Origin of the sequence: Paenibacillus sp. HW567 (assembly GCF_000374185.1) — a bacterium.
Taxonomy (GTDB): Bacteria; Bacillota; Bacilli; order Paenibacillales; family Paenibacillaceae; genus Paenibacillus_AQ.
Map to the genome: position 1 here is coordinate 2,263,629 of NZ_KB910518.1, position 25,106 is coordinate 2,288,734.

22 protein-coding genes are annotated in these 25,106 nt (G+C 51.9%); 17 read left to right on the forward strand and 5 right to left on the reverse strand.

Annotated elements, in window-relative coordinates; translation table 11 throughout:
• Positions 1–6: 6 nt before the first annotated feature.
• Together B212_RS0110195 and B212_RS0110200 are read right to left on the reverse strand one after the other, a co-directional pair.
• Positions 7–753, reverse strand: a complete 747-nt coding sequence (locus B212_RS0110195; protein ID WP_019910561.1) for a YdcF family protein — start codon at positions 751–753, stop codon at positions 7–9.
• Positions 754–917: 164 nt separating this feature from the next.
• Entirely contained in the window at positions 918–1,229 is a 312-nt protein-coding gene (locus B212_RS0110200) for a winged helix-turn-helix transcriptional regulator (RefSeq protein ID WP_019910562.1), read from the reverse strand.
• Positions 1,230–1,429: 200 nt separating this feature from the next.
• Between B212_RS0110200 and zwf the strand changes: the two genes are divergently transcribed.
• The 7 genes from zwf (at position 1,430) to B212_RS31200 (ending at position 10,757) form a co-directional block, all read left to right on the forward strand.
• Complete coding sequence (gene zwf / locus B212_RS0110205; RefSeq protein ID WP_019910564.1) at positions 1,430–2,953, forward strand: glucose-6-phosphate dehydrogenase; 1,524 nt, start codon at positions 1,430–1,432, stop codon at positions 2,951–2,953.
• Positions 2,954–2,989: 36 nt separating this feature from the next.
• Positions 2,990–3,886, forward strand: a complete 897-nt coding sequence (gene gnd, locus B212_RS0110210; protein ID WP_019910565.1) for a phosphogluconate dehydrogenase (NAD(+)-dependent, decarboxylating) — start codon at positions 2,990–2,992, stop codon at positions 3,884–3,886.
• Positions 3,887–4,084: 198 nt separating this feature from the next.
• Entirely contained in the window at positions 4,085–4,636 is a 552-nt protein-coding gene (locus tag B212_RS0110215; RefSeq protein WP_028530727.1) for a hypothetical protein, read from the forward strand.
• A gap of 234 nt (positions 4,637–4,870) precedes the next feature.
• On the forward strand, positions 4,871–5,554 hold the full coding sequence (locus tag B212_RS0110220) for a response regulator transcription factor (protein WP_019910567.1): 684 nt from the start codon (positions 4,871–4,873) through the stop codon (positions 5,552–5,554).
• The gene (locus B212_RS0110225; protein WP_019910568.1) at positions 5,547–6,917 is read left to right on the forward strand and encodes a sensor histidine kinase; all 1,371 of its coding nucleotides are present in this window, start codon (positions 5,547–5,549) and stop codon (positions 6,915–6,917) included. Before B212_RS0110220 ends, B212_RS0110225 begins: the two co-directional genes overlap by 8 nt.
• A 67-nt stretch (positions 6,918–6,984) precedes the next feature.
• Positions 6,985–10,140: an efflux RND transporter permease subunit gene (locus B212_RS0110230; RefSeq protein ID WP_019910569.1), complete on the forward strand. Its 3,156-nt coding sequence runs from the start codon at positions 6,985–6,987 to the stop codon at positions 10,138–10,140.
• Positions 10,141–10,169: 29 nt separating this feature from the next.
• The gene (locus tag B212_RS31200) at positions 10,170–10,757 is read left to right on the forward strand and encodes a class I SAM-dependent methyltransferase (RefSeq protein ID WP_019910571.1); all 588 of its coding nucleotides are present in this window, start codon (positions 10,170–10,172) and stop codon (positions 10,755–10,757) included.
• A 60-nt stretch (positions 10,758–10,817) separates the two neighbouring features.
• Here B212_RS31200 and B212_RS0110240 read toward each other — a convergent pair whose 3' ends face one another.
• Both B212_RS0110240 and B212_RS0110245 read right to left on the reverse strand, forming a co-directional pair.
• Entirely contained in the window at positions 10,818–11,036 is a 219-nt protein-coding gene (locus B212_RS0110240) for a helix-turn-helix domain-containing protein (protein ID WP_019910574.1), read from the reverse strand.
• A gap of 10 nt (positions 11,037–11,046) precedes the next feature.
• The gene (locus B212_RS0110245; RefSeq protein ID WP_019910575.1) at positions 11,047–11,532 is read right to left on the reverse strand and encodes a DUF2975 domain-containing protein; all 486 of its coding nucleotides are present in this window, start codon (positions 11,530–11,532) and stop codon (positions 11,047–11,049) included.
• 217 nt (positions 11,533–11,749) lie between these two features.
• Here B212_RS0110245 and B212_RS0110250 point away from each other — a divergent pair, with 217 nt between their 5' ends.
• On the forward strand, positions 11,750–13,039 hold the full coding sequence (locus B212_RS0110250) for an L-cysteine desulfidase family protein (protein ID WP_019910599.1): 1,290 nt from the start codon (positions 11,750–11,752) through the stop codon (positions 13,037–13,039).
• A 433-nt stretch (positions 13,040–13,472) separates the two neighbouring features.
• Here the strand turns inward: B212_RS0110250 and B212_RS0110255 are convergent, their stop codons facing one another.
• The gene (locus tag B212_RS0110255; protein WP_019910600.1) at positions 13,473–14,228 is read right to left on the reverse strand and encodes a DeoR/GlpR family DNA-binding transcription regulator; all 756 of its coding nucleotides are present in this window, start codon (positions 14,226–14,228) and stop codon (positions 13,473–13,475) included.
• Positions 14,229–14,589: 361 nt separating this feature from the next.
• On the opposite strand from B212_RS0110255, the gene B212_RS0110260 reads away from it, so the two are divergent.
• The 9 genes from B212_RS0110260 (at position 14,590) to B212_RS0110300 (ending at position 24,951) form a co-directional block, all read left to right on the forward strand.
• A complete protein-coding gene (locus B212_RS0110260) occupies positions 14,590–15,741 on the forward strand; it encodes an iron-containing alcohol dehydrogenase (RefSeq protein WP_019910601.1) in 1,152 nt (383 codons plus the stop codon).
• Positions 15,742–15,769: 28 nt separating this feature from the next.
• Positions 15,770–17,242: a rhamnulokinase gene (gene rhaB / locus B212_RS0110265; protein ID WP_019910602.1), complete on the forward strand. Its 1,473-nt coding sequence runs from the start codon at positions 15,770–15,772 to the stop codon at positions 17,240–17,242.
• 199 nt (positions 17,243–17,441) lie between these two features.
• On the forward strand, positions 17,442–18,698 hold the full coding sequence (gene rhaA, locus B212_RS0110270; RefSeq protein WP_019910603.1) for an L-rhamnose isomerase: 1,257 nt from the start codon (positions 17,442–17,444) through the stop codon (positions 18,696–18,698).
• A gap of 53 nt (positions 18,699–18,751) precedes the next feature.
• Positions 18,752–19,600 (forward strand): rhamnulose-1-phosphate aldolase, encoded by an 849-nt coding sequence (rhaD, locus tag B212_RS0110275; protein ID WP_019910604.1) that lies wholly within the window; start codon positions 18,752–18,754, stop codon positions 19,598–19,600.
• A 303-nt stretch (positions 19,601–19,903) separates the two neighbouring features.
• Positions 19,904–21,511 (forward strand): tRNA (N6-isopentenyl adenosine(37)-C2)-methylthiotransferase MiaB, encoded by a 1,608-nt coding sequence (miaB, locus tag B212_RS0110280; protein ID WP_019910606.1) that lies wholly within the window; start codon positions 19,904–19,906, stop codon positions 21,509–21,511.
• Positions 21,512–21,536: 25 nt separating this feature from the next.
• On the forward strand, positions 21,537–21,989 hold the full coding sequence (locus tag B212_RS0110285) for a RicAFT regulatory complex protein RicA family protein (RefSeq protein ID WP_019910608.1): 453 nt from the start codon (positions 21,537–21,539) through the stop codon (positions 21,987–21,989).
• A gap of 150 nt (positions 21,990–22,139) precedes the next feature.
• The gene (locus tag B212_RS0110290) at positions 22,140–22,910 is read left to right on the forward strand and encodes an NUDIX domain-containing protein (protein WP_019910610.1); all 771 of its coding nucleotides are present in this window, start codon (positions 22,140–22,142) and stop codon (positions 22,908–22,910) included.
• Positions 22,911–22,929: 19 nt separating this feature from the next.
• Complete coding sequence (locus B212_RS0110295) at positions 22,930–23,472, forward strand: cysteine hydrolase family protein (protein ID WP_019910611.1); 543 nt, start codon at positions 22,930–22,932, stop codon at positions 23,470–23,472.
• Between the two features lie 27 nt (positions 23,473–23,499).
• Complete coding sequence (locus B212_RS0110300) at positions 23,500–24,951, forward strand: nicotinate phosphoribosyltransferase (protein WP_019910612.1); 1,452 nt, start codon at positions 23,500–23,502, stop codon at positions 24,949–24,951.
• Positions 24,952–25,106: the final 155 nt, after the last annotated feature.

Below are 25,106 nucleotides of genomic sequence, written 5' to 3' on the forward strand. Positions count from 1 at the left end.
GTCTGCTTAGAAATGGGCTGCCAACAGGCCCAAATATTCCTTAAGTGCTGTTCCGGTATTGTTCACCGCTCCGGGAGAAGGCGAGAACTTGGCAGGGTACAGGGAGCCTCCCCGGCTCGCGGCATAATCCGTAGGATAGGCAAGCGGAGAAAGTCCGGCATTCTTGAACAGTACCATAGCACGCGGCATGTGAAAGCCTGAGGTGACCAGCACGGGCCGACTTAGCCCCTTAGCCTTCATGAGTGCCGCTGTATTTACAGCATTCTGCTCGGTGTTGAGCGACTGGTTTTCGGTCAGAATGTCGCTCTCCGGTACCCCGAGGGCGATAAGCTGCCGTTTGGCGATATCCGCTTCATTGCCGGAGTCGGCAAATACCTGACCCCCGGAGAACAGGATGGGCCGTCCCGTCTGACGGTACAGCCGGACGGCGGTCAGCAGCCGGTTCGCCGCCGAACCATACAGATTACCCTCCCCGTCTATATCCGGCGTGCCGGAGGAGGCTCCTCCGCCCAGGACAACAATGACATCGCCCGCGGGTTTTTTGGGCTGATCATACTGCCGTTCCAGGCTGCCGATCAGCAGGTCGCCAATCAGAGGTGTCATAGAGAGGTAGAGCAGCAGAGTAACGCCAAGCAGCACCAGCGCCGGACGGCGGCGGCTCCGCCACAGCCAGACTGTAAGGCCGAGCAGCAGCACGACGAAGAGGCCCGGCGGCAGTACGAAGCTGTAGACAAATTTAATAATATAGATCATTTGATTCACCCGCCCTTATGTATAAGTGCTGGTTGTATTGTAACATGATCCATCAAAGACTCCCAAGCAGCAGGCTATGCCTCTGCTATCGGAGTGGCTGGCGCATTGCAGGCTTTCACCAAGGATGCCGGAATGTGGCGGTGTCAAAATTAATTGTGCCTGCATTACAGCCATTTCATCGCCCAAGCCTCCACGTGGCATAGCGCCTCGCCCAGCTCCTGACCCTTGGTTGTTAATGAATATTCGGTCCTTACCGGCCGGTCAGGAATAACCTTGCGATTCAGCAAACCGCACTCTTCAAGCTCCTTCAGCCGTTCATTCAGCACACGTTTGCTTAAATCGGGAATGAAGGCGTGTAGCTCGCTGAAACGCTTCGGACCTTCCTTCAGCACGTGGATGATCAGGTTGACCCATTTCTTACCGATGATTTGATGGACATGCTCCACCTTGGCGAGCAGCTTGAAATCCTGTGACATGTTTGTTCCCCCTCTCATTTAGTTATTATAAATATCCCACTAACTATAACATAGTAAAAAGTTCGTGAAAATAAGTACTATTCGTAAATGTCAAAATGATGTTGACGAATGAGTTTTACAGTCGTATGATGTGTGATATAAAGTTTGCGAGTAATAATAAGTAACCTAATAAATAAATGATAATTACGGGAGGAATGAAAGTGGAATCATCAACATTTGTACTTTTTGGCGCAACGGGGGATTTAGCCAAACGAAAAATCTATCCCGCTCTATATAATCTGTTCACAGACGGCAAGCTTTCCGGTCCACTCTCGGTCATCGGTCTGGGCAGAAGAACACTGACGAACGAAGCCTTCCAGGCAGGAGTGTTGGATTCGCTGCGTACCTTCTCACGGCGCACAGTAGAGGACTCGCCGGAGCTGCAGAGCTTTTTGCAGTCTTTTGAATACAGCATGCTGGATGTTGGACATCCCGAGGATTACCGGAAGCTGTTAGAACATGTGCTCCGCCGTGAAGAGCAGCTCCGGCTCCCGCAGAACCGGATGTTTTATCTATCGGTAGGACCGGAGTTTTTCGGCGAAATTGCCGCTAATATTAAAACAAGCGGACTAGGCGACACGGAGGGCTGGAAACGCCTGATCATCGAGAAGCCGTTCGGTACGGATTTGCAGTCGGCGCGGGTGCTGAATGACAGCCTGAGCGCTGCTTTTGCAGAAGAGGAGATTTTCCGCATCGACCATTTCCTGGGCAAACCGATGGTGCAGAACCTGGAAGTGCTGAAATATTCCAATCCTGTGCTGAGAGCGTTGTGGCAGAACCGTTATATCGCCAATGTGCAGATTACCGCCAGTGAGACGGTTGGTGTTGAGGAACGGGCAGGCTATTACGACAAAGCAGGCGCGTTGCGCGATATGTTCCAGAATCACATGCTTCAGCTTGTTATGATGATGGCGATGCAGTTGCCTAAAGGCAGCACGCCGGAAGATGTCCGCAGCAAGAAGCGGCATGTCATCCGTTCTGTCCGTCCGCTGCTTGTGGAGGATCTGGCGAAGAATGTGATCCGCGGGCAATATGCTGAAGGTGAAAGCAAAGGCCGCCCTGCCGCCGCCTACACTTCCGAGCCGGGGATCGAGCTGTCTTCGCAGAACGAGACTTATATTGCCGCGCGTCTCTTAATTGATGATCCGATGTGGGATGAGGTGCCGTTCTATATCCGTACGGGGAAACGTATGAAGGAGAAATCAACACGGATCGTAATTGAGTTCAAGGAACCGTTCAATGACCTGCATAACCTGAACAGACTGAATCTGGACCCGAACCTGCTGGTAATTGAAATCGGCCCCGGCGAAGGCATCTCGCTCCAGCTCAATACTAAAAATCCGCGTCAGCACGGTGAGCTTGCGCCGGTCAGCATCAAGCATGATTCGGCAAATCCGGATTTGCCGGAGGCTTATGAGAACCTGATTTACGATGCGCTGCTGGGAGACGCCACTTTTTTTGCCCATTGGGACGAAGTCGAATTGTCATGGCAGTGGGTTCAGCCTATAATCGAAGCGACGAAGGATGGGAAGCTTCCGCTTCATCTCTATCCGGCGGGCTCGAATGGCCCGCAAGCGGCGGATGATCTGCTCGGAGATGCCCATTGGTGGCTGGATGAACCGGAAACCGATACGCTGGGCGCAGACGACACCACGGATGAAGCAATGATCCGGCCCGGGGCGTAACAGAAGAACTAATAATCACATTCGGAGGGGTTATCAATGAAAGTTGGATTAATCGGACTAGGAAAAATGGGATTCAATCTCGGACAAAATCTGCTGGAGCACGGTCATGAGGTCGTGGCCTTTGACGTGAACAGCACTGCGGTAGCGGAGCTTGAAGCCAAAGGAGCAACGGGGGCAGAGAGCCTGACGGAGCTGGCTGCGAAGCTTGACGCTCCGCGAATCGCCTGGGTCATGGTTCCGCATACGTTTGTCGATTCCGTCATTGCCGAGCTGACACCGCTGCTGTCCAAGGGCGATATTATTATCGAAGCCGGAAATTCCCACTACAAGGAGTCGATCCGACGCCATCAGGAGCTTGCGGAGCAGGGCATCTATTTCCTTGACGCCGGCACCTCCGGCGGGATGGAGGGCGCCCGGAACGGAGCCTGCTACATGGTCGGCGGCGATGAGGAGGCCTGGGCAATTGCCGAGCCGCTTTTCCGGGATACGTCTGTGGAGAACGGATATTTATTTGCCGGCAAGTCCGGCAGCGGACATTTCCTGAAGATGGTCCACAACGGAATTGAGTACGGGATGATGGCTGCCATTGGCGAAGGCTTTGAGGTGCTGGAGAAGAGCGGCTATGATTTTAATTTTGAAGAAGTGGCCCGGGTATGGAACAATGGCTCCGTCATCCGTTCTTGGCTGATGGAGCTGGTTGAACGTGCCTTTTCAAAGGATGCCAAGCTGGATGAAATCAAGGGAATTATGCATTCCTCCGGGGAAGGCAGATGGACGCTGGAGACCGCGTTCGACCTGCAGGCGGCTACGCCGGTTATTGCCATGTCGCTGCTGATGCGCTACCGGTCGCTGGAGACCGACACTTTTACCGGCAAGGTTGTTGCCGCCCTGCGCAATGAATTCGGCGGCCATGCCGTGGAAGCGAAGCAGTAAGCTAAGTTAGCAGCACCGAGGCCCAAGAAGACCAGCATTTTCCGGCTTACGTTACGGAGATATGCTGGTTTTTTTGCGTGACTTGTAGGTATACCATGTATTTACAGAATTCTAGTAACATTTGTAACTGACGAGAATGCTAGAAATTGATAAATATAGTATGAAAGCGTTTTTAATAACATCACTGGGGGTATGATTGTGAAAAATGTAACAAAATTAATGCTGGTAGCCGGTATTTCATTGGCGGTTGTGGGGATTGGCAATAGCGGTGCGCTGAATAATGTGTCTTCGGCAGCAAGTGCGCCTCTCAAAGTAGGACGGGTAGAAGCAGCGGCACATGGCAAGAAATGCTTCACGGTGGCAGTTGCGGCTGTTCAGAATGGAGTAATCGTTGCCGCTTCGCTGGATGATTATCAATTCCTGAGCTCAGATGTGGCAAAGGGCGTACCTAACTCCGACTCGGATTTCGGCCAGAATTACAAAGATCCCAAGATGGTGCTGGCTTCGAAGAAGGCCAATGCCAAATATTACAGCGAGCACATGAAAGAAGAAGCTAAATCGACGGTTTCTTATGACAAGAACATGGCTGCCATTGAGAAATTTGCGACCGGCAAAACGATTAAATCGCTTGAAGCTACGCTCGCGAACAAGACCAAGGAGCAGATGGTTGACGCTGTCAGCGGGGCTACACTTGTGGATACCCAGGGTTATCTGAGAGCGATTCTGGATGCTGCCAAGGCTGCAAAATAAAGCTGTCTAATTCGATAAAGCGACTACGGAACTCCTTTACGGCTATAGCTGTGGAGGAGTTTTTTGCGTGTCTTTGTATGGGCCGTTCGGATGGTAAGGGGTCTCAGCCTGAGGAACAGCCGATCTGCCCTTGAGCCGTTCAGCCGTAATAATCCGTTCACCCTGAGTTCAAACTAATAAGGTAGAATAGGTAGATATAGGATGGGGAAATTTTAGGGGTTGGGGTGAACTGGCATGGCGGTAGTTATGGTGGTGGATGATGAGTCGCATATCCGCGAGCTGGTGCGGCTTTTTCTGGAAGATGAGGGTATGGAAATTATTGAACAGGACAACGGTGCCGCGGGCTGGGCGTATTTTGAGAGCCATCCTGTTGACCTGATAATTATTGATATCATGATGCCTGGAATGGACGGATGGGAGCTGTGCCGGAAGGTGAGGGAGGCGGGAGACAAGCCGGTGCTGATGATTACAGCCAAAGGAGAGCCTGCCGATAAAATCAAAGGCTTTCGCCTGGGTACGGACGATTATCTGGTGAAGCCGTTTGATCCGATGGAAATGGTACTGCGTGTCAAAGCGCTGCTGAAGCGTTACGGCATTTCTACTTCGCAGCTAATCAAGCTCGGCGCCATCACACTCGATAAAAAGAGCTATCAGGTTCTGTACAGCGACTCCGGCCAGTGGGCTGATCTGCCGCTGAAGGAATTTGAGCTGCTGTGCAAGCTGGCCAGCTATCCGGGACAGATTTTTACCCGCGATATGCTGATCCGTGAAATCTGGGGATATGAATATGATGGGGATGAACGCACCGTAGATACGCATATCAAGCGGCTGAGGGAACGTTTCCATAGCTACAGCGAGGATTTTCGCATTGTAACCCTGCGCGGGATGGGCTACCGGCTGGAGGTGCTTCGTGATTAAATCCCTGTATGTCCGTGTGGTGTTTGCTTTTTTGGGCGCAGTTATTGTCAGTATTGTCATCGCCTCACTGGTAATCAACCGCCTCTTCATTGGAGAGATTAAATCTGCAGTGCAGGAGAATATGATTGCCAGCGGTAAAACCATTATCACAGCGTATCAGGAAGCAGGCGGCGCCAATGTGGATGCCTTGATGAAAGGTATTACCTCGCTTCCGCTGTATTCTGTCCGCATGTATGACAGTGAGGGAAGAGAGATTTATTCCAGCGGTGCAGCACCGGCGAAGCAAAAGGAGATTGAAGCGGAGCAATTAATGAATGTGCTGCAGGGAGGAGTGTACCGCAGTAAGATTCAGGAGAACCATTTAAGCATCGGCCTGCCTTTTAGCGTTGAAGGTTCACCGAGAGCCTTGTTCATTACACCTGAAATTTCCAAGATCATCAATATGATCGGCGGCTTTCTGAGGTCCCAGCTATTGTTCGTTCTGGGTCTGGGGAGTGTTCTCATCCTGATCGCGGCCCGTTATATCGTGCGTCCGCTCCAGCAGCTTACCCGGGCGACCCGCAGAATGGCTAAAGGTGATTTCAATGTAAGCTTGCATACTAAACGCAGCGATGAGATCGGTCAATTAACCCGGAGCTTCAATGTCATGGCCCGCGAGCTGGGTGAGCTTGAGGCGATCCGCAAGCAGTTCGTCTCCGATGTATCCCATGAAATTCAGTCCCCGCTGACTTCAATCAAAGGCTTCACCCAGGCCTTAAAGCATAAGCAACTGGATGAGGCGAGCCGGATGCGGCTGCTGGATATCATTGAGGAGGAGAGTGACCGGCTCTCCCGCTTGAGCGGAGATTTGCTGCAATTGTCGCTGCTGGAGTATGAGCATTTTCAACTGGAGCCCGTACGGTTCTCGCTGGATGAGCAGCTCCGAAAGACCGTCATTGCCCTGGAACCGCAGTGGTCTGCCAAAGCGATCCACATGGAGCTTCAGCTTGGACCTGTTGCTATTGTTGCCGATGAAGATAAGCTCAGCCAGGTCTGGAGCAACCTGCTCAGCAACAGCATCAAATTCACCGGACCAGGCGGTACGGTTGGCATATCGGCAGCCCAGAAGGGGAATGAGGTTCTGGTCAAGGTGACAGATAACGGCATTGGCATGCCGGGCGAAGAGCTGCTGCATATTTTCAAACCCTTCTATAAGCTGGATAAGGCGCGGGAGCGCAGAGCCGGCGGCAGCGGAATCGGACTTTCGATTGTTAAAAGAATCGCCGATTTGCATCATGCCCGGATTGAAGTCGAAAGCGAGCCGGGAGCGGGAACGACCATTTCTCTATGGCTGCCTCTAGTCTACGCTAAGCCCGAATTGTAATCCCCAGTACACACTGGGTACAAATTCGGGTTTTATACTGGGGAGCACATAGAGGAGGGAGAAACCTATGAGTTTCCTGAGTAAAATAAGTTTAAAAAATTCTGTGGCGGTCATGATTCTGTTCGTGCTTATCCTGGGCTACGGCGCATTTTCTGCCACGCAAATTAAACAGCAGACCTTTCCCGACGTTGAATTCCCGGCTATATTCATCCAAGCCGTCAGTCCGGGGACCTCAACCGAAGAGATGGAGACGGAGATTACAGGGCCGATTGAAGACAGCCTGAAAAGCATCGCAGGCTACGATTCATTCACCAGCTCGTCCTCCGAGAATGCTGCGAGCATCTCGATCCAGTTCCCGTTCGGCTCGGATATGGATAAGCAGTCGTCCGATATTGAGACCATGCTGGCAAAGCTGAATCTGCCGGACAATGCAAATGTTACTGTTCACCGGCTGTCTGCCGGGGCGGCACCTATCTATGAGGCGGCGGTATTCTCCGCGAGCGATGACTCTGCCGGGCTGACCCGCAGGCTGCAGGATGAAATCGTGCCGGCTATCCAAAAGCTGGCGGGTGTCAGCTCCGTCACCTTGAAGGGCGCACCTTCCCATGAGCTGCAGATTGTGGTGGATAAGGAGAAGGCCAGCAGCCTGGGGATCTCCCTCAGCAGCATCCAAAGCGCATTGCAGGGCATGAATTATGCACTCCCGCTTGGATCGGTCAACGAAAATGAGATCAACGTTCCAATCCGTCTTTCCGGTTCGGCGGCAACGCTGCAGCAAGTCAAGGATTTACCGCTCAGTCCGGCAGCGGGGGCGGGTATCGCTTCAGGCGGAGCCAGCGTATCCGCAGCGGGCTTGCCGGGTATGGGCGCGTCAGCCGGCGGCGCTGCGAAGAGCGCAGGAGCTGCGGCTATGCAGCAGAATCCGTCCGCTGCTGCTCCTGCTATCAAGCTCTCGGACCTGGCGACGGTCACTGAGGTGTCCGAGGCTAAAGAGATCACCCGCTTCAACGGTGAAGCAAGCTATGTGCTTTCGGTGGTCAAGAATCAGGATGCCAATACGGCCGATGTGGCCGATGCGGTCCAGAGCCTGCTCGATTCCTATAGTAAGAATGTGGACATCCATGTGATTACGAACCAGGGCGACGAGATCAAAGAATCTGTGTCCTCGCTGATTCGTGAAGGGCTGTATGGCGCACTGTTCTGCATCATTATCATTTTCCTGTTTCTGCGGAATGTGCGTGCTACACTTATTTCTATTCTGTCTCTGCCGATTTCCATCTTTGCCACAATGGCAGTAATGAATCAACTTGGTTATACGCTGAATATCATGACCTTGGGCGGGATAGCCGTCTCCATCGGGCGGATTGTGGATGACAGTATTGTGGTCATTGAGAATATATTCAGATGGCGTCAGGAAAAAGGCAGCACCTTAAAAGGCAAAGAGCTGGTCTACAAAGCAACCAAAGAGGTAATCAGCCCGGTTTTCTCCTCAACGGTGGCTACGGTGGTAGTGTTTGCGCCTTTGGCTTTTGTCAGCGGCATTATCGGCGAATTTTTCCGTCCGTTCTCACTGGCTGTTGTAATCTCCATCATCACCAGCTTGCTTGTAGCAGTTATGCTGATTCCTGTGCTGGGAGCCTCATTCTTCAAGAACGTCAAGGAGCATAAGAGAGAGAGCCGTCTAGCAGGATTTTATAAAAAATTTATTGTGTCTGCCCTGAAGCGGAAGTGGCTTGTCTTGAGTCTCTCTATCGTGCTGCTGGCAGGTTCGCTCAGTACTATCCCGCTGCTCGGCGTGGCTTTTCTTCCGGCAGATTCCGTGCCTACGGCGTCCATACAGCTCGCACTTCCGGCTGGCAGCAGCATGGAGCAGAGCAATAAGGCCAGCCTGGAGGTGGAAAAATATATTCAGACACTTGAGAATGTGAAGAATGTGCAGGTGTCCATTGGCGGCTCATCAGGCAATCCGTTGATGTCTATGGGAAGCACGGCTAACCGGGCGACCATTGCTGTCCAATTCAACGATGGAACCGATATGAACCAAGTTGTCGATAAAGCGAAAGCCGAGCTGCCTGCGCTGGTGTCGGCGAGCGTTACCGGAACAACCGTAGCTATCAAAGAAGGCGAGCAGCAGGGACTGCCATCCGGCAACAACATTGATGTGAGCCTGTATTCGAATAATGTTGAGGATCTGTCAAAGGCCTCCAAGCAGGTTGAAGACCTGATGAAGCGCAGCAGTGATCTGAAGGACATCACCAATAATATGAATGAGGTGACTCCGAAATGGGAGCTGACGCTGAACCAGCAGGGAAAAGACGCCAAGGTTAGCCCATATGTCATTATGCAGGCGGTGACAGAGCAGCTCAAGCCGGTGAATGCCGGGACATTCATGCTCGACAATAAAGAACAGTCGGTTGTATTGTCCTACCGCCAGCAAATCACGTCACTCGACGAGCTGAAGCAGATCAAGATTGTCACTGCAGCAGGAATCAAAAACCTCAGCGAAGTGGCGGATGTTAACGTACAGGAAGCGTTAAGCACAGTGAATCACAGCGACGGAAAGACCTATGCCCAGGTCAGCGGAACGGTCAAAGGAGAAGATACCGCTGCTGTTACCAAGACTGTCAAGGCAGATATTGCCGCTCTGACGCTTCCGGATAGTGTGGAGCTAAGCTATGGCGGGGGGCTTAAGATGATTACCGAGGGCTTCACCAATCTGGGTATTGCTATGGCTGTTGCAGTTGGCCTGGTATTCCTGGTGATGAGCGTTACTTTCGGCGGCGTGGTCACCCCGCTGATTATCCTGTCTTCTCTGGTATTTATTCCGGTTGGGGCGCTGGGTGCCTTGTTAATTACTGGGCAAGCCTTGTCGATGAGCGCAATGATCGGTATGCTGATGCTGGTGGGTATCGTCGTTACCAATGCTGTTGTACTGCTGGACCGTGTGGAGAAGAACCGGAAGGCCGGGCAGCCTGTCCGTGAGGCTATCGTCGAAGCCAGCTCGACGCGTCTCAGACCGATTCTCATGACTGCGCTCGCCACCATGCTCGCCCTGCTTCCGCTGGCCTTGTCCGGTTCATCCACGAGTCTGATCTCCGGAGGGTTGGCAGTTACAGTAATCGGCGGATTGTTCAGCTCTACCCTGTTGACCCTGATTGTTGTGCCGGTCATCTATGAAATGGTCTGGAAGAACCGTAAGACAAAAGAGGTTGAGAATTTCTAAGAAAGGATGCTGAGGCAGGTGGGGATAGCATGATTGCAGAATGGAAAGACCGGATTTATAGCATGCTGCCATTCGCTGCTTCTTTAACTGATACGATCATCGGGCAAATTCCGTGGCATCAAGTGAATGCGCTGGCCGAACTGGGCGCAGGCACGGGTAAGCTGACGAAGCACCTTCAGGCTGCCAAACCGGATCATACCCAAGTGCTGCTGTTTGAGAAAAATCCGCTCAGAAGGAACAAGCTGAGAGTGAATTATCCCGGGTTTCTCTTTTTTCCTGATAGCCTGCGGCTTAAGCTGGCCTTGCACAACAGCGGCATAAAGAAGCTGGATTGCATTGTGAGCGGTCTTCCGTTTGCCAGCTATACCCGGGTGATGCAGGTCCGGCTGATGGAGCAGATTGCAGCTTCACTCCGGGACGGCGGGATATTTATCGCTTACCGCTATCCTCCCCATCTGGCATGGCTGATCCGTCAGGTCTTTCATCTGGAGCAGATCAAATTTGTTCCACTTCATTATCCGCCTTCCTTGGTATATATTTGCCGGAAGAAGGCGGCAAACCGCCTTGGACCGCAGAGCGGTCTGCCCAGCTTCGCCGGGCATTCGCTAGACTATTGAATCAAGTAATTGAAACAGCGACAGCAAAGGACGAATTAAAGTCCTAGCCTGCCGCTGTTTTTATTGAGTGTCTTCGCCGCTTCTGTACTCCAAAATATCACCTGGCTGACAATCCAAAGTCTTACATATCGCTTCTAATGTTGACAAACGAACCGCTTTTGCTTTCCCGTTTTTCAGAATGGAAAGGTTCGCCATTGTAATTCCAACCCTCTCCGAAAGCTCTGTTACGCTCATTTTTCGTTTTGCTAACATCACGTCAATATTAATAATAATTGCCATATCCTTCACCTCAGACCGTTAAATCATTTTCTGATTTTATGTTAATCGCTTCTTGTAGAAGCCGCTCGAGGATAGCAGCAAAAACGGCGATAACGAGCGAAGCAAAGATGATGATGAGTCCCATTAATCCAATAGGAGGGTCAACCTTCTTCGCTATAAAATGAAAGAGCGGCAAACCTAATACATACAGACCACTGATTGTAATCGCACAGCATTTTATGTTCTTTAACGCCTTTACAGATAATTCCGAGAACGCTGTGTTCTCATCAACGTACCGTAAAAGATGGAAGGCCTGATAGAGAGCAAAGTAAAAAGGCACAGCCGCTCCATACATCACGATGAAAACGAGAAATTTCATTAAGGCAATATCTGGATACAAATTTGCTGCGAAATTCGCCATATGGGGCACTAAAAATATACACAAAGCAAGCACTGCAATTCCAGCCAGAACAATAATTACCTTTAAGAAAGTGGTCGAATTTCGTTTAACATTCATTTACAACACCTCCTCCACTTATTTAATGACAACATGATTTTAGCATATGATTTATCGTTTTACAATAAACATATATTGTTTTTTAATATACTAATATTGTTATTTGAATATGTGATCTTCCGGACAAGATCAGGGATTCCCTGATGCTGCACTCTGTTGTACTATATATAAAGCTATACATTAAGCAGCTCCGGCAAATAGAAGAGGTGACAGCAGCATGATCAGCTTACTGGATATATTGAAAAAAGAAATTGTACCGGCAGAGGGCTGCACGGAACCCATCGCCGTCGCTTATGCCGTCTCACTGGCGGCAGAGCTCCTTCAGGAGGAGATCACTGCAATCCATCTGCTGCTTAGCGGAAATATTATCAAGAATGCAATGGGGGTGGGCATTCCCGGAACCGGACAGACCGGTCTGCCCATTGCAGCCGCCTTGGGGGCGGTGGTTGGCCGCTCCCACAAGGAGCTGGAAATCTTGTCCGGCCTGTCGCCGGAAGAGATTGAGCAGGCGAGTGGGCTGCTTGAACGCAAGCTGCTGGAGGTGGAGTTGAAGGATACAGCGGAGAAGCTGTATATCGAAGCCCGCATATCCAGCCGTAACCATACGGCTACAGCGATTATAGCCGGTGAGCATACCCGTGTGGAGTTCCTGGCCATCGACGGAGTGAGAATTGATCCCCCGAAGGTCAAGGCGGATTGCGCCAAGCCCGGACACTCGGAATCTGAAGCCTATGCCTGCTCGGTTGAGGCGATCTTCGAGTTCATTAGTACCACGCCATTTACCGATCTGAGCTTCCTGCTTGAGGGAGCCAGAATGAACAAAGCGATCTCCGATGAGGGATTGCGGGGGGATTATGGTCTGCAGGTGGGCAAAAAAATGAGCCAGCAATCGGCAGTCAATCTGTTCGGCAACAATGTTGCGAATTCAATTATCGCGGCAACAGCCGCAGCCTCCGATGCCCGGATGGATGGGAGCCCAATGCCGGTTATGACGACAGCGGGCAGCGGAAATCAGGGCATTGCCTGCACACTGCCTGTTATTGCCCTGGCGGAGCTTCTGAAGAAGGACGAAGAGGCTTTGGCCCGCGCACTGGCGCTCAGCAATCTGATCACTGTGCACATCAAGCATTATATAGGCCGCTTATCGCCTTTGTGCGGCTCCGGTATTGCCGGCGGAGTAGGGGCGGGCAGCGGGATGATCTATCTTATGGGCGGCACACTGGAGCAGATCAAGCATGGCATACAAAATACGATTGCCTCCCTGTCGGGTATGATTTGCGACGGCGCCAAATCAACCTGCGCGCTGAAAATCTCCACCTCCACCAATGCGGCGATTCAGGCGGCTACGCTGGCGATGAACAATCTGTCGCCTTCAACCAAAGACGGAGTTATCTTTGATGAGGTTGAAGACACCATCCGCAACATGGAGCGGCTGGTCCAGGAAGGTCTGGCTGAGACAGATACCGCTATCCTGAACATCATGCTCTCCAAAGGCGGCATTTTGTAACAGCATCCTCATAAAGAAGACCGTCCGGTTCCCAAGTAAGATAAGGGGATCTGGCGGTCTTTTTGTTGGGGAGCTCAAACTCTGCATAACACCTGAGCCATGCTATAATCTCTTTAAAATTGGATCTCATACCCAATCTAATGTACTTTCTGCAGCAGATTGCCGCTAAATCCACGCCAAAAAAGGATCTGTTGCATTCTTTACAGCAGATTTTGCGCAAAAGGTCCATTAAGCCCCGAATCCCTAAAGTCTATCCTGAAATAACGATGTCCGAACAGAGGACATTGTTATGGAAGCCTCGAATTTGGCGAAGCCAAATTGAGGGCCTTCTATGAAACAGCATCGTCTGAAGTGCCGCGAAAGGCGGCATGGGTGTCTAGCGCAGAAAGTGTAATCAGAAAGTGCAATCACTTTTGCAATCTACGTTCTACGTTTAATACAATACCTCAATGTTCTCTTCAGCGAGCCGTTTCAGCCAGATATCCGCAGGCTTGCGGTCCGTGATCAGCACATCAACTCTCCCCAGATCCGCCAGCTTCGTGAAGGCTGTTTTGTCAAATTTGGTATGATCGACAAGCAGGACAACCTTCTCCGCCTGGCGAAGCATATACTTTTTCAGCTCACATTCCGGCTCGTTGGAATCCGTGACTCCCCGCTCCAGATCAATGCCTTTGCAGCTTATAACGGCAGTGTCCACATTATAACGCTGAATGGTATCGTGTGCGACAGGCCCGACCAGGGACAGCGAACGGTGGCGCAGGGAACCGCCGGAGGAAATGATATTCATCCCGGAGCTCGCGAATTCATGCAGAATGTTAATCGAATTCGTAATGACCGTCAGATTGTGCTTGCTCTCCAGCAGCTTCAGAAATTCAAATGAGGTCGAGCTGGGGTCCACCATCAGAGTATCTCCGTCATTAATCAGATCAAGCGCCTTCAGCGCGATGTTGCGTTTCATATCGGTATTAATAGCGCCCCGGGTCAAAAACGGCAGATCCTCGTTGGTATGCCTGTTGAGCATCGCCCCGCCATAGGTGCGGCTCAAGATGCCGTCCTTCTCCAGCTTCTCCAAATCCCTGCGGATCGTTTCCTCGGTTACCTCGAATATCCGGCTTAGATCGGAGACCAGCACCCGTTTGTCCTGGTGGACGAGATCAATAATTTTTTTGCGTCTTTCGGCTGCCAGCATGTTAATCACCTTTCCAGAAGCTATATTGCCTAACTATAGACCTGAATATCTGTGTTTTGCAACAAAATAAACAGAAACAACATCTGTTTTTATTATTTTCTTCGCGAAACGGACATTAAACAAATGAAAACAACATTATTATTATTTTAATTGTTGACAACACAGATTTATGGGGATACGATGAGGATGTTAATTCATCCTTGAAAGCGATACCTTTTCGAGAGGCGCCAGCGCCGGCCGGTTGTGATTCCAAAGAGGCCAGCCTGAGGTGCCGCAGCCGGGAATTGCAGCTTCAAGCTTGCAGAGGAGCATTAACATGGCGTTGTCATAACAACAAATTGCCTGGGAGGCTGGTCAATCAATGAGTACTCATGTGTATTATGTACCGTCCATCAACATTATGGGCAAAGGCTGTCTGAAGGACATTGCTCCTTACATTCAAGAATTGAATTTGCAGAAAGCGCTTGTGGTCACAGACAAATTTTTGATCAAGAGCGGCATTGCCGGCAAGCTGCTGGCTGTACTGGATGAGGCGGGCATCTCTTATGTTGTGTATGATGAAGTGAAGCCAAACCCCACCTGTAAAAATGTCCATGACGGCGTGGAATTCCTGAATGCGAATGCATGCGACTATCTGATCTCTATCGGTGGCGGGTCACCGCAGGATACGGCGAAGGCTATCGGCATTATCGCCACGAACGGCGGTCATATCAAGGAATATGAGGGTGTGCACCAATCCAACAACAAGTCTCTGCCGATCATCGCTGTCAATACAACCGCAGGCACCTCGGCGGAAGTGACGATCAACTATGTCATTACGGATGAAGAACGCAAGGTAAAAATGGTTATGGTCGATAAAAACAGCCTGGCAACCATTTCGGTGAATGATCCCGAGCTGATGGTCGATAAACCGGCCGCGCTTACCGCAGCTACAGGAATGGATGCGCTGACCCATGCCATTGAAGCCCTGGTGACGCCAGGGGCGTATCCGGTAACGGATGCAACGGCGCTGGCTGCAGTGGAACTAATCTTCGGCAATCTGGCCCGGACGGTGAAGAACGGCCATGATATTGAAGCCCGGGAGCAAATGGTCTATGCCATCTTCCTCGGCGGCTTGGCTTTCAATAATGCCGGGCTCGGCTACGTGCATGCGATGGCGCATCAGCTTGGCGGGGTATATGACCTGCCGCACGGCGTGTGCAATGCGATGCTGCTGCCGTATGTGGAAGAGGAGAACGCCAAACATGTGCCGGAGAAATTCAGAAGCATTGCGAAGGCGATCGGCTTGCAGGTTGAAGGCAAAAGCAATAAGGAATGCGCCGATTTTGTCATTGAATCCATCAAGGCGTTGTCCAAGGAAGTTGGCATTCCGTCCAAATTATCCGAGCTTGGCGTGAACGAGGTCGATCTTGACCTGCTCGCGGAGAACTCGATGAAGGACGCTTGCGCACCTGGCAATCCTTTTATACCTACTAAAGAAGAGGTTATTGCCTTGTTCCGTAAAATTCTTTAGAACAACCTTATAAGTAAGGAGAACTTCTATGAACAAACACATCGCTGTCGATATCGGCGCCTCCAGCGGCCGGCTTGTAATGGGGACGCTCTCAGACGGGAAGCTTACCCTGGAGGAAATACACCGGTTCAGCAACGGGTTCACCGAGCGTGGGGGCTCCTGCTTCTGGGACATTGATTATTTGTTCGGACAGATTATCATTGGCCTTCAGACAGCCAAAGCGCGGGGCATCTCGGAATGTACGCTCGGTATAGATACATGGGCGGTGGATTATGTCCTTCTGGATGCAGAGGGGAACCGTATTCAGGAGGTGTATGCCTACCGTGACAGCCGCACGGATGGTGTGATGGAGGAAATGGCGCAATGGATTTCTCCTGCTGCGGTGTATGCGAAGACAGGTATCCAGCAATTATCCTTCAATACGTTATATCAACTGTATATCCATGACCGGGAAGAGCTGGCCAGAGCGGATCAAATTCTGCTGGTGCCCGATTATCTCTACTATAGATTAAGCGGCCGGAAGATCAACGAGGCCACCAACGCCTCAACTACGCAGCTCTTGAATTTGCAGACAGGCGAGTTCGATAAAGACCTGCTCTCCTTACTGCATTTGCGAAGAGAGCAGTTCGCAGCGCTGACAGCGCCGGGCGAGAGCCTGGGGCCTCTCATGGATTCCCTGGTCAAGCAATATGATCTGCCTCAATGCGAGCTGATATGTGCCGCTACGCATGACACGGCTTCTGCGGTGCTTGGTGTTCCGTTGCAGAGCGGCCGTTCCTCGGCTTATGTCAGCAGCGGTACCTGGTCACTGCTTGGCGTGGAGCTGACTCAGCCGATTAATAATCCGCAGGCGATGGCAGCCAATTACACCAATGAATGGGGTGCCTACGGCACTTACCGGTTCCTGAAAAATATAATGGGACTGTGGCTCATCCAGGAGGTGCGCAGGCTGGACGGCGGACGTCACAGCTTCGCCGAACTGGCCCGCTTCGCCGGAGAAGCCGAAGGCTTCCGCAGTCTGATACCGTGCAACGCACCGCGTTTTCTCAACCCGGAGAACATGATTGAAGAAATCCGTGTTGCCTGTGCGGAGAGCGGAGAGCCGGTTCCGCAGACCCTTGGCGAGCTGGCGCTTTGTATTTTTGACAGTCTGGCCTTATCCTACCGCAGCTATCTCCAGGAGCTTGAAGCGCTCACGGGAACGGCGGTGGATGTGCTGCAGATTGTCGGTGGTGGAGCGAGCAATGAGCTGCTGTGCCAACTGGCAGCGGATGTCACCGGCAAAGAGGTGCTGGCCGGACCGGTTGAATCGACGGCGCTTGGCAACCTTGCCGTTCAGATGATTGAGTCGGGCCGAGTTGCCGGCATCGCTGAGGCGAGAGCGATCATCGGGAACTCCTTTCCGATAGTTGCCTATACACCGCGCCCCGTTCCACAGCTAGAGAAGCTGCTGGCCCGCTGGGATGCGCTCCATGCCCCGTTTACAGGGGGCCGTTTATAGGCCGTCCGGACGCTGTGGAGAAAAATTCACTGCTATCGCGGATGCTCACAAAACTAAGCGTATGCTTTCGAAGCGAGTTTTGATCGAAGTATATCGGTGAAGCAAATGCTCTCAAAACTAAGCGTATGCTTTCGAAGCGAGTTTTGTACGAAGTAAACCAGTGGAGCGGATGCTCACAAAACTTTTAGGAGGTTGCAGCATGGATCAGAGCATCATTGACAGCTATAACGCAGCAAAAAAATTATACGCCGCCCACGGCATCAACGTGGATGAAGTGCTCGGCAAGCTGGCAGAAATCAAAATTTCACTGCATTGCTGGCAGGGAGATAACGTCAGAGGGTTTCTTTTCAAGGACAAAGAACTGAGCGGAGGAATCGCTGTAACCGGCAGCTATCCGGGACGTGCCGGAACGCCGGAGGAGCTGCGCCAGGACTTGGAGAAGGCGCTCGCGTTGATCCCGGGCAAACATAAGGTCAATCTTCATGCTATTTATGCCGATACGGACGAAAAGGTGGATCTGGATGAGCTGGAGCCGCGTCACTTTGCACCTTGGGTCGAATGGGCGAAGGCTGAGGGGCTGGGCCTCGATTTCAATCCGACCTGCTTTTCCCATCCCAAAGCTGCTGACGGCTTCACCTTGAGCCATGCTGATGAAGAAATCCGCAGCTTCTGGATCAAGCATTGCAAGGCCTCGCGCCGTATCGCCGAGTATTTCGGCCGCGAGCTGGGCCAGCCCTGCGTGACGAATTTCTGGGTGCCGGACGGCTACAAGGATACTCCGGTGGACCGCCTGGCCCCGCGTATGCGGCTGAAGGAATCGCTTGATGAAGTGTTCAGCGAGGAGATTGATCCGCAGTACAATATCGACGCCGTGGAGAGCAAGCTGTTCGGGATTGGTTCGGAGAGTTATGTTGTTGGCTCGCATGAGTTCTACATGGGTTATGGACTGACCCGGGGCAAAGCGGTTTGCCTCGATGCCGGACATTTCCATCCGACAGAAGTAATCTCGAACAAGCTGTCTTCGATTTTGATGTTCAGCGAGCAACTGCTCCTGCATGTAAGCAGACCGGTCCGCTGGGACAGCGATCATGTGGTTACGATGGACGATGAGCTGCTGGAGATTGCCCGCGAGCTGGTTCGCGGAGATTTGCTGGGACGCACGAATATCGGCCTGGACTTTTTTGACGGAAGCATCAATCACATCGCCGCTTGGGTCATCGGGACGCGCAATACCATCAAGGCACTGCTGCGCGCTATGCTGGAGCCGGTAGCTGAGCTGAAGGCGATTGAACTTGCGGGAGACTACACTTCGCGTCTTGCTCTGGTAGAGGAATTCAAGTCCTATCCGTTAGGGGCGGTCTGGGATTACTACTGTGCTTCGCAGAATACGCCGGTGCGTGAAGAGTGGCTGGCTGAAGTGAAGAGCTATGAGCAGGAAGTTCTGTCTGCAAGATAAGGGCTGCGGGAACGAACACACATTATGCGGTGCATATAAAGGAGAGAAAACAAATGAGTACATCCGTTATTGAATCCAAAGGCTATATTGCGGGCGTGGAAGCGCCTTTTATCCAGGAGATGTCCGAGATTACCCATCATATGTGGTCACTCGGGTGGGATGAGATAAACGGCGGCAACATCAGCTATTTGCTGGACGAGGAGGAGGTAGCCAAATACATCAATATCCGCGAGCCTTTGCGCACCATTGACCTTACCTTCCCTGTGCGGGAGCTGGCGGGCAAATATTTTATCGTTACAGGATCAGGCAAATACTTCCGCAATGTGATCAAGGACCCTGAAGCCAACCTGGGTGTGCTGCGTGTCAGCGGCAACGGGGACAGCGTGGAGGTCCTTTGGGGGCTGCGCAACGGTGCGGTGCCGACGAGTGAGCTGGCTTCGCATTTTATGAGCCACATTGAGCGCCTGAAGGTTGATCCGTCACACCGTATCGTGCTTCACACTCATGCTACGAATGTTATCGCCATGACCTTCACCCATGAACTGGAGGAGCTGAAATTCACCAAAACCCTGTGGGAAATGTGCACCGAATGTCTGGTCGTTTTCCCGGATGGAGTCGGCGTGATCCCCTGGATCGTTCCCGGCAGCAGTGAAATCGGGCGGGCTACTGCTGATAAAATGAAGGATTACCGCGTGGTGGTCTGGCCGCAGCATGGGATATTTGTTACCGGTGCGGCAATGGACGCGACCTTCGGACTCGTGGAAACGATTGAAAAAGCAGCGACTGTCTACAATCTGGTCGGCGGCAGAGAAATCAAGCAGAAGATTACGGACCGGCAGTTGGCTGATCTGGCTGCGGCCTTCCATGTAACGCCAAAGGCAGGTATTCTTACTTTAAAATAATCATACCGGCTCAGGCCGCACTTTCACCGAATCACAGCCGTCCCGCTTTGGGGCGGCTATTTTTTTTGAAGTGACGGAGGGGAAGTTTGGATACTTACGGAGCGGCAGCGTCCGCCTTTATGTTTGGATTTCTGCCGCAATCAGCGGTTCCAATCAGAGAAATCCAAACCTAACAGCGGCCGGAAGTCCAAACATTCCCCGCTTCAATTACCGGAACGGCCATTTTATGCTATAATTTCTACTTGAGCATAATCTAACCGAGCTTGCAAAATGTGCAAAGCTTCATTATAAGGACGTGAAATAATGACAATGGGGAATAACTCACCGGACTTAAAATCCGGCAAGGGTGGTTCGAAGGATTACTCCAAATATTTTGATTTTTCCGATGCCAAGGTCATCAGTGAAGAAGAGGGCAAGATAACCTACCGGATTAAAGGCCGAACTGTTCAGATCAATTCGAATCCGGATTACAAAGAGGGCAAGCGCAGAGGCAAGCAGGATATCGCGGTAATTGATTTTGAGAATGATGAAACGAACGGAATTATGGAAGAGTTCAGGGAAATGAACCGCCACAAGCAGCATTATTACTCGATAGCGACCTACGGCTGTCAAATGAATGAGCATGATACCGAAACGATGAAAGGTCTTCTGGAGCAAATGGGCTACCTGGGCACTGAGGACCGCAATTCGGCGGACATCATTCTGCTCAACACCTGCGCCATCCGCGAGAATGCCGAGGACAAAGTATTCGGGGAGCTGGGCCATCTCAAGAACCTAAAGCTGGAGAAGCCGGGCCTTTTGCTCGGGGTCTGCGGCTGCATGTCCCAGGAGGAGGGGGTGGTCAACCGGATCATGTCCAAGCACGGTTTTGTCGATATGATCTTCGGAACCCACAATATCCACCGTCTGCCGCAGCTCGTTAAGGAAGCATTTTTCAGCAAGGAGCTTGTCGTTGAGGTCTGGTCCAAGGAAGGCGATATTATTGAGAACCTGCCGAAGAAGCGGGAGGGGATGCGCGCCTGGGTCAACATCATGTACGGGTGTGACAAATTTTGTACCTACTGCATAGTGCCGTTCACACGGGGTAAGGAGCGCAGCCGCCGTCCGGAGGATGTCATTGCCGAGATGCGGGAGCTGGCCCGCCAAGGCTTCAAGGAAGTGACCCTGCTGGGGCAGAATGTGAACGCATACGGCAAGGATTTTACGGATATTGACTATACATTCGGGGATTTGATGGACGACATGCGGAAGATTGATATTCCCCGCATCCGCTTCATGACTTCGCATCCCCGCGATTTTGACGATAGATTAATTGAAGTGCTCGGCAAAGGCGGCAATCTCACGGAGCATATCCATCTGCCGGTGCAGTCGGGAAGCACAGCCGTTCTTAAGAAAATGAGCCGCAAATACACCCGCGAATCGTATCTGGAGCTTGTCCGCAAGATTAAGGCCAGCGTACCGGATGCCGTACTGACCACCGATATCATTGTCGGCTTCCCCGGTGAAACCGAGGAGCAGTTCGAAGATACACTCTCGCTGGTGCGTGAAGTGGGCTACGATATGGCATATACATTCATTTATTCCCCGCGTGAAGGGACGCCAGCCGCTTCGATGGAGGACAATGTGCCTCTTCAGGTTAAGAGCGAACGGCTGCAGCGCCTGAATGATTTGATTAAGGAGCAGAGCCGGGTCAGCAATGACCGGATGCTTGGAGAGATCGTCGAGGTTCTCGTAGAAGGAGAGAGCAAGAACAATTCGAATGTGCTCTCCGGCCGTTCCCGCGCGAATAAGCTGGTGCATTTCGAAGGACCGAAGGAGCTGATTGGCAGCTTTGTGCAGGTAAGAATTACGGATACCAAGACATGGTACATCAAAGGGGACTGCGTGGCGGAAGCCGCCGCTATTCTCTAACGCATACAGGAAAGGGGCGATGACAATGAGCCAGGATGAACCGCTAGTGAACGAATTCGGCATGCAGACTCACCATACCCGTGATTTGATCGTGCGCGAGGATATTATGGGCAAAGCAAAGGAGCTTGCATCACTCATTTCCACCAGCGAAGAGGTGAAGCATTTCCAGCAGGCTGAACAGAAGATACAGAACCATGAACGGGTACAGAGTCTGATTGCCACCATCAAGAAGAAGCAGAAGGAAATCGTCGCCTTCGAAAGCTTCAAGAATAAAGAGATGGTCGTGAGGATCGAGCATGAGATTGAAGTGCTGCAGGATGAGATCGACGGAATTCCGCTAGTTAATGAATTTCAGCAGAGCCAGAGCGATATCAACTATCTGCTGCAGCTCGTCATTTCTGTAATCAGAGACACCGTTTCGGAAAAAATCAATGTCGAAGCGGGCACCGAAGCCCCTCCATCGACATGCGGCGATTAAAGTAAAGGACTGGGGGCGGGTGCAAATCCGCCTCTTTCTACTTCCTTAAGCACCATGCTGGAAGTTCATAGTGTTGATTTTAGAACAGCAGGTTTGGTACATTAAAAGATACGAACAGCTAATTTAAGCTGCGGCAAAGGATGATCTATAGTGAGCGAGAACGAGGAACAAACCTATAACGCCAAAAAGTACCGCACGCCGGATGGGGTTCCGGCCGATATTGTTATGTTTACCTTGACCAAACGCGAACGGAAGACTGTGACCAAAACGCTTCCGCTGCGTGAACTCAAGGTTATGCTGATCAGACGCAAGAAATGGCCCTGCGCAGGCATGTGGGCGCTGCCGGGCGGTTTCTGCCAGGAGGATGAGTCCATATATGATGCCGCTACCCGGGAGCTGAAGGAAGAAACGGGCGTAGACGGCGGTCATCTGGAATACCTTGGTGTCTACAGCAAGCCTGGCCGCGATCCGCGCGGGTGGATAATCAGCCATGCTTTTTTCGCATTGGTTGAAGAGTGGATGCTGGAGCATAGACAAGCCTCCGACGATGCAGGAGAGGTGGGCCTGTTTACCGTGCAGGAAGCGCTTGAGGAGCTTGAGCTGGCTTTTGACCATCATGATATTATTACCGACGCCTACCTGCGGATTCAGCAGCAAATGCTGCAGACCACGATTGCGCGGCAGTTTCTGCCGAGACATTTTACGCTCAGTGAGCTGTATCAGGTAATCCAGACGGTTGTGCCGGAATTCAAGGAGCCTAATTTTATCCGCAAAATCACTTCAACCCGCAGCCGGCAGGGGATATTGAAGGAAGTGCGGGACGAGGCGGGCAATCCGGTAAGCTCCAACCAGTATTCCCAGCGTCCGGCGCAGCTCTATATGTTCACAGACCATGAGCCTTTATTATCCATCTATACTTAGATCGGCAGGAGGTAACGCGATGAGAGCATTGATCGTCATTGATTTTACTAATGATTTTGTGGATGGCAGTCTGCCAGTGGGGCAGCCCGGTATTGATATAGCGCCGCGGGTCAGCGAGCTGACAGAAGCGTTTGTGGGCAGCGGCGACTATGTGGTCATGGCGGTGGATCTGCACGAAACGAATGATCCGTATCATCCCGAAAGCAGCCTGTTTCCGCCGCATAATCTGCGGGGTACACGCGGGCGCGAGCTTTATGGAAGCCTGAATACTGTCTATGAGCAGAACCGGGAATCCATCTATTGGATGGACAAAACACGTTACAGCGCCTTCTCCGGCACTGATCTGGAGCTGAAGCTGCGTGAACGGGGAATTACCGAGCTGCACCTGATTGGGGTCTGCACCGATATATGCGTCCTGCATACGGCTGTGGATGCCTACAATAAGGGATTCAGCCTTACCATACATGAGGACGCGGTAGCCAGCTTCAACCCGGACGGACATTCCTGGGCGCTGGGCCATTTCCGGGGCAGTCTCGGAGCGGGCGTAGTTTCGGGCGAATAACCAGCGAAGACATTAGGAGATGACGACTTGAGGAGAGAACTTGCTCTACATACCGACAAATATCAGATTAATATGATGTATGCCCACTGGATGAACGGTAGCCATAAGCGTAAGGCTGTGTTTGAAGCCTACATCCGCAAGCTTCCGTTCGGCAATGGCTTTGCCGTATTTGCGGGACTTGAGCGTATCGTCCAGTATATCGGCGGGCTGCGTTTTACCGAAGAGGATGTCCGATACCTGTCGGAACAGGAAGAGAATTATGCGCCGGCATTTCTGGAGGAGCTGCTGCAGTTTCATTTCCAGGGCAGCATTCATTCGATGAAGGAGGGGGCGCTGGTATTTCCGGACGAGCCGCTAATCCGTGTTGAAGGCACCATTATGGAAGCCCAGCTCGTAGAGACTGCGATCCTGAACTTCATGAATTACCAGACCCTGATTGCCACCAAAGCTTCGCGGATCAAGCAGGTGGCCCCGAAGGATATTCTGCTGGAGTTCGGCACACGTCGCGCGCAGGAAGCGGATGCGGCGGTGTGGGGCGCCCGTGCGGCTTATGTGGGCGGCTTTCACGCTACTTCCAATATGCTGGCAGGCAAAATGTTCGGCATCCCCACAAAGGGCACACATGCCCATTCCTGGGTGCAGAGCTTTGCGAGCGAGCAGGAGGCCTTCGATGCCTATGCCAAGGTGATGCCGGATGGCGTTACGCTGCTGGTGGATACCTTCGATACGCTGCGCAGCGGTGTACCCCACGCGATCAACACCGCCAAGATGCTGGAAGCGGCAGGCAAACGGATGAACGCCATCCGTCTGGACAGCGGTGACCTGGCCTATCTGTCCATCCAGGCACGCAAAATGCTGGACGATGCGGGACTTGAGTATGTAAAGATCGTTGCCTCCAATGATCTTGATGAGAATACGATTATGAACCTGAAATCACAGGGGGCGGCGATTGATACGTGGGGGGTAGGCACACAGCTTATCACAGCTTCGGATCAGCCTTCGCTTGGCGGGGTTTATAAGCTCGTAGAGATTGAATCGCCAACCGGAGAAATGGTGCCGACGATCAAGATTTCGTCCAACCCCGAGAAGGTATCCACCCCCGGCAAAAAGGATGTATTCCGCATTATCGGTCCCAAAGGCAAGGCGCTGGCTGATTACATCAGCTTCCCCGGAGAAGCAACGCCGAAGAGCGGCGCCCGCCTGAAGCTGTTCAATCCGCTGCATCCGTACATGCAGAAATATGTGGAGCGATACAAGGCCCTGTCCATGCTGGAGCCGATTTTCGTAAACGGCTTCCAGGTCTATACGCTGCCTGATCTGGATGAAATCCGCCGCTATCATCAGGAGCAGCTTGATTTATTCTGGCCGGAGTATTTGCGCAAGCTGAATCCTGAGGTGTACCGTGTGAATCTCAGCGAACAGGTATGGAACCGCAAGCAGCAGTTGATTGCGGAGCATATGATGCCTGACGAGGAATAACCTTCATTTTGTAATATTGCCGATCAGAGACTAAGGTCGTCCCCGCACCGTTATGATGCGCAGGGGCGGCCTTTTTTGTCAGCTTGTTATTGGAAATTATGTTTGTTGCTGTATAGCGGTTCAAATGTGTGGAATGCGTATTCTTGCCTGTGATA

What these genes read in the sequence shown, in the direction of transcription:
- gnd (WP_019910565.1), top strand. Translation starts at nt 2,990, where the DNA reads ATGAAAGTTGGATTAATCGGACTAGGAAAAATGGGATTCAATCTCGGA.
- B212_RS0110285 (WP_019910608.1), top strand. Translation starts at nt 21,537, where the DNA reads ATGAGCCAGGATGAACCGCTAGTGAACGAATTCGGCATGCAGACTCAC.
- rhaA (WP_019910603.1), top strand. Translation starts at nt 17,442, where the DNA reads ATGGATCAGAGCATCATTGACAGCTATAACGCAGCAAAAAAATTATAC.
- rhaD (WP_019910604.1), top strand. Translation starts at nt 18,752, where the DNA reads ATGAGTACATCCGTTATTGAATCCAAAGGCTATATTGCGGGCGTGGAA.
- miaB (WP_019910606.1), top strand. Translation starts at nt 19,904, where the DNA reads ATGACAATGGGGAATAACTCACCGGACTTAAAATCCGGCAAGGGTGGT.
- B212_RS0110220 (WP_019910567.1), top strand. Translation starts at nt 4,871, where the DNA reads ATGGCGGTAGTTATGGTGGTGGATGATGAGTCGCATATCCGCGAGCTG.
- B212_RS0110250 (WP_019910599.1), top strand. Translation starts at nt 11,750, where the DNA reads ATGATCAGCTTACTGGATATATTGAAAAAAGAAATTGTACCGGCAGAG.
- B212_RS0110240 (WP_019910574.1), bottom strand. Translation starts at nt 11,036, where the DNA reads ATGGCAATTATTATTAATATTGACGTGATGTTAGCAAAACGAAAAATG.
- rhaB (WP_019910602.1), top strand. Translation starts at nt 15,770, where the DNA reads ATGAACAAACACATCGCTGTCGATATCGGCGCCTCCAGCGGCCGGCTT.
- B212_RS0110255 (WP_019910600.1), bottom strand. Translation starts at nt 14,228, where the DNA reads ATGCTGGCAGCCGAAAGACGCAAAAAAATTATTGATCTCGTCCACCAG.
- B212_RS0110245 (WP_019910575.1), bottom strand. Translation starts at nt 11,532, where the DNA reads ATGAATGTTAAACGAAATTCGACCACTTTCTTAAAGGTAATTATTGTT.
- B212_RS0110195 (WP_019910561.1), bottom strand. Translation starts at nt 753, where the DNA reads ATGATCTATATTATTAAATTTGTCTACAGCTTCGTACTGCCGCCGGGC.
- B212_RS0110230 (WP_019910569.1), top strand. Translation starts at nt 6,985, where the DNA reads ATGAGTTTCCTGAGTAAAATAAGTTTAAAAAATTCTGTGGCGGTCATG.
- B212_RS31200 (WP_019910571.1), top strand. Translation starts at nt 10,170, where the DNA reads ATGATTGCAGAATGGAAAGACCGGATTTATAGCATGCTGCCATTCGCT.
- B212_RS0110295 (WP_019910611.1), top strand. Translation starts at nt 22,930, where the DNA reads ATGAGAGCATTGATCGTCATTGATTTTACTAATGATTTTGTGGATGGC.
- B212_RS0110200 (WP_019910562.1), bottom strand. Translation starts at nt 1,229, where the DNA reads ATGTCACAGGATTTCAAGCTGCTCGCCAAGGTGGAGCATGTCCATCAA.
- B212_RS0110260 (WP_019910601.1), top strand. Translation starts at nt 14,590, where the DNA reads ATGAGTACTCATGTGTATTATGTACCGTCCATCAACATTATGGGCAAA.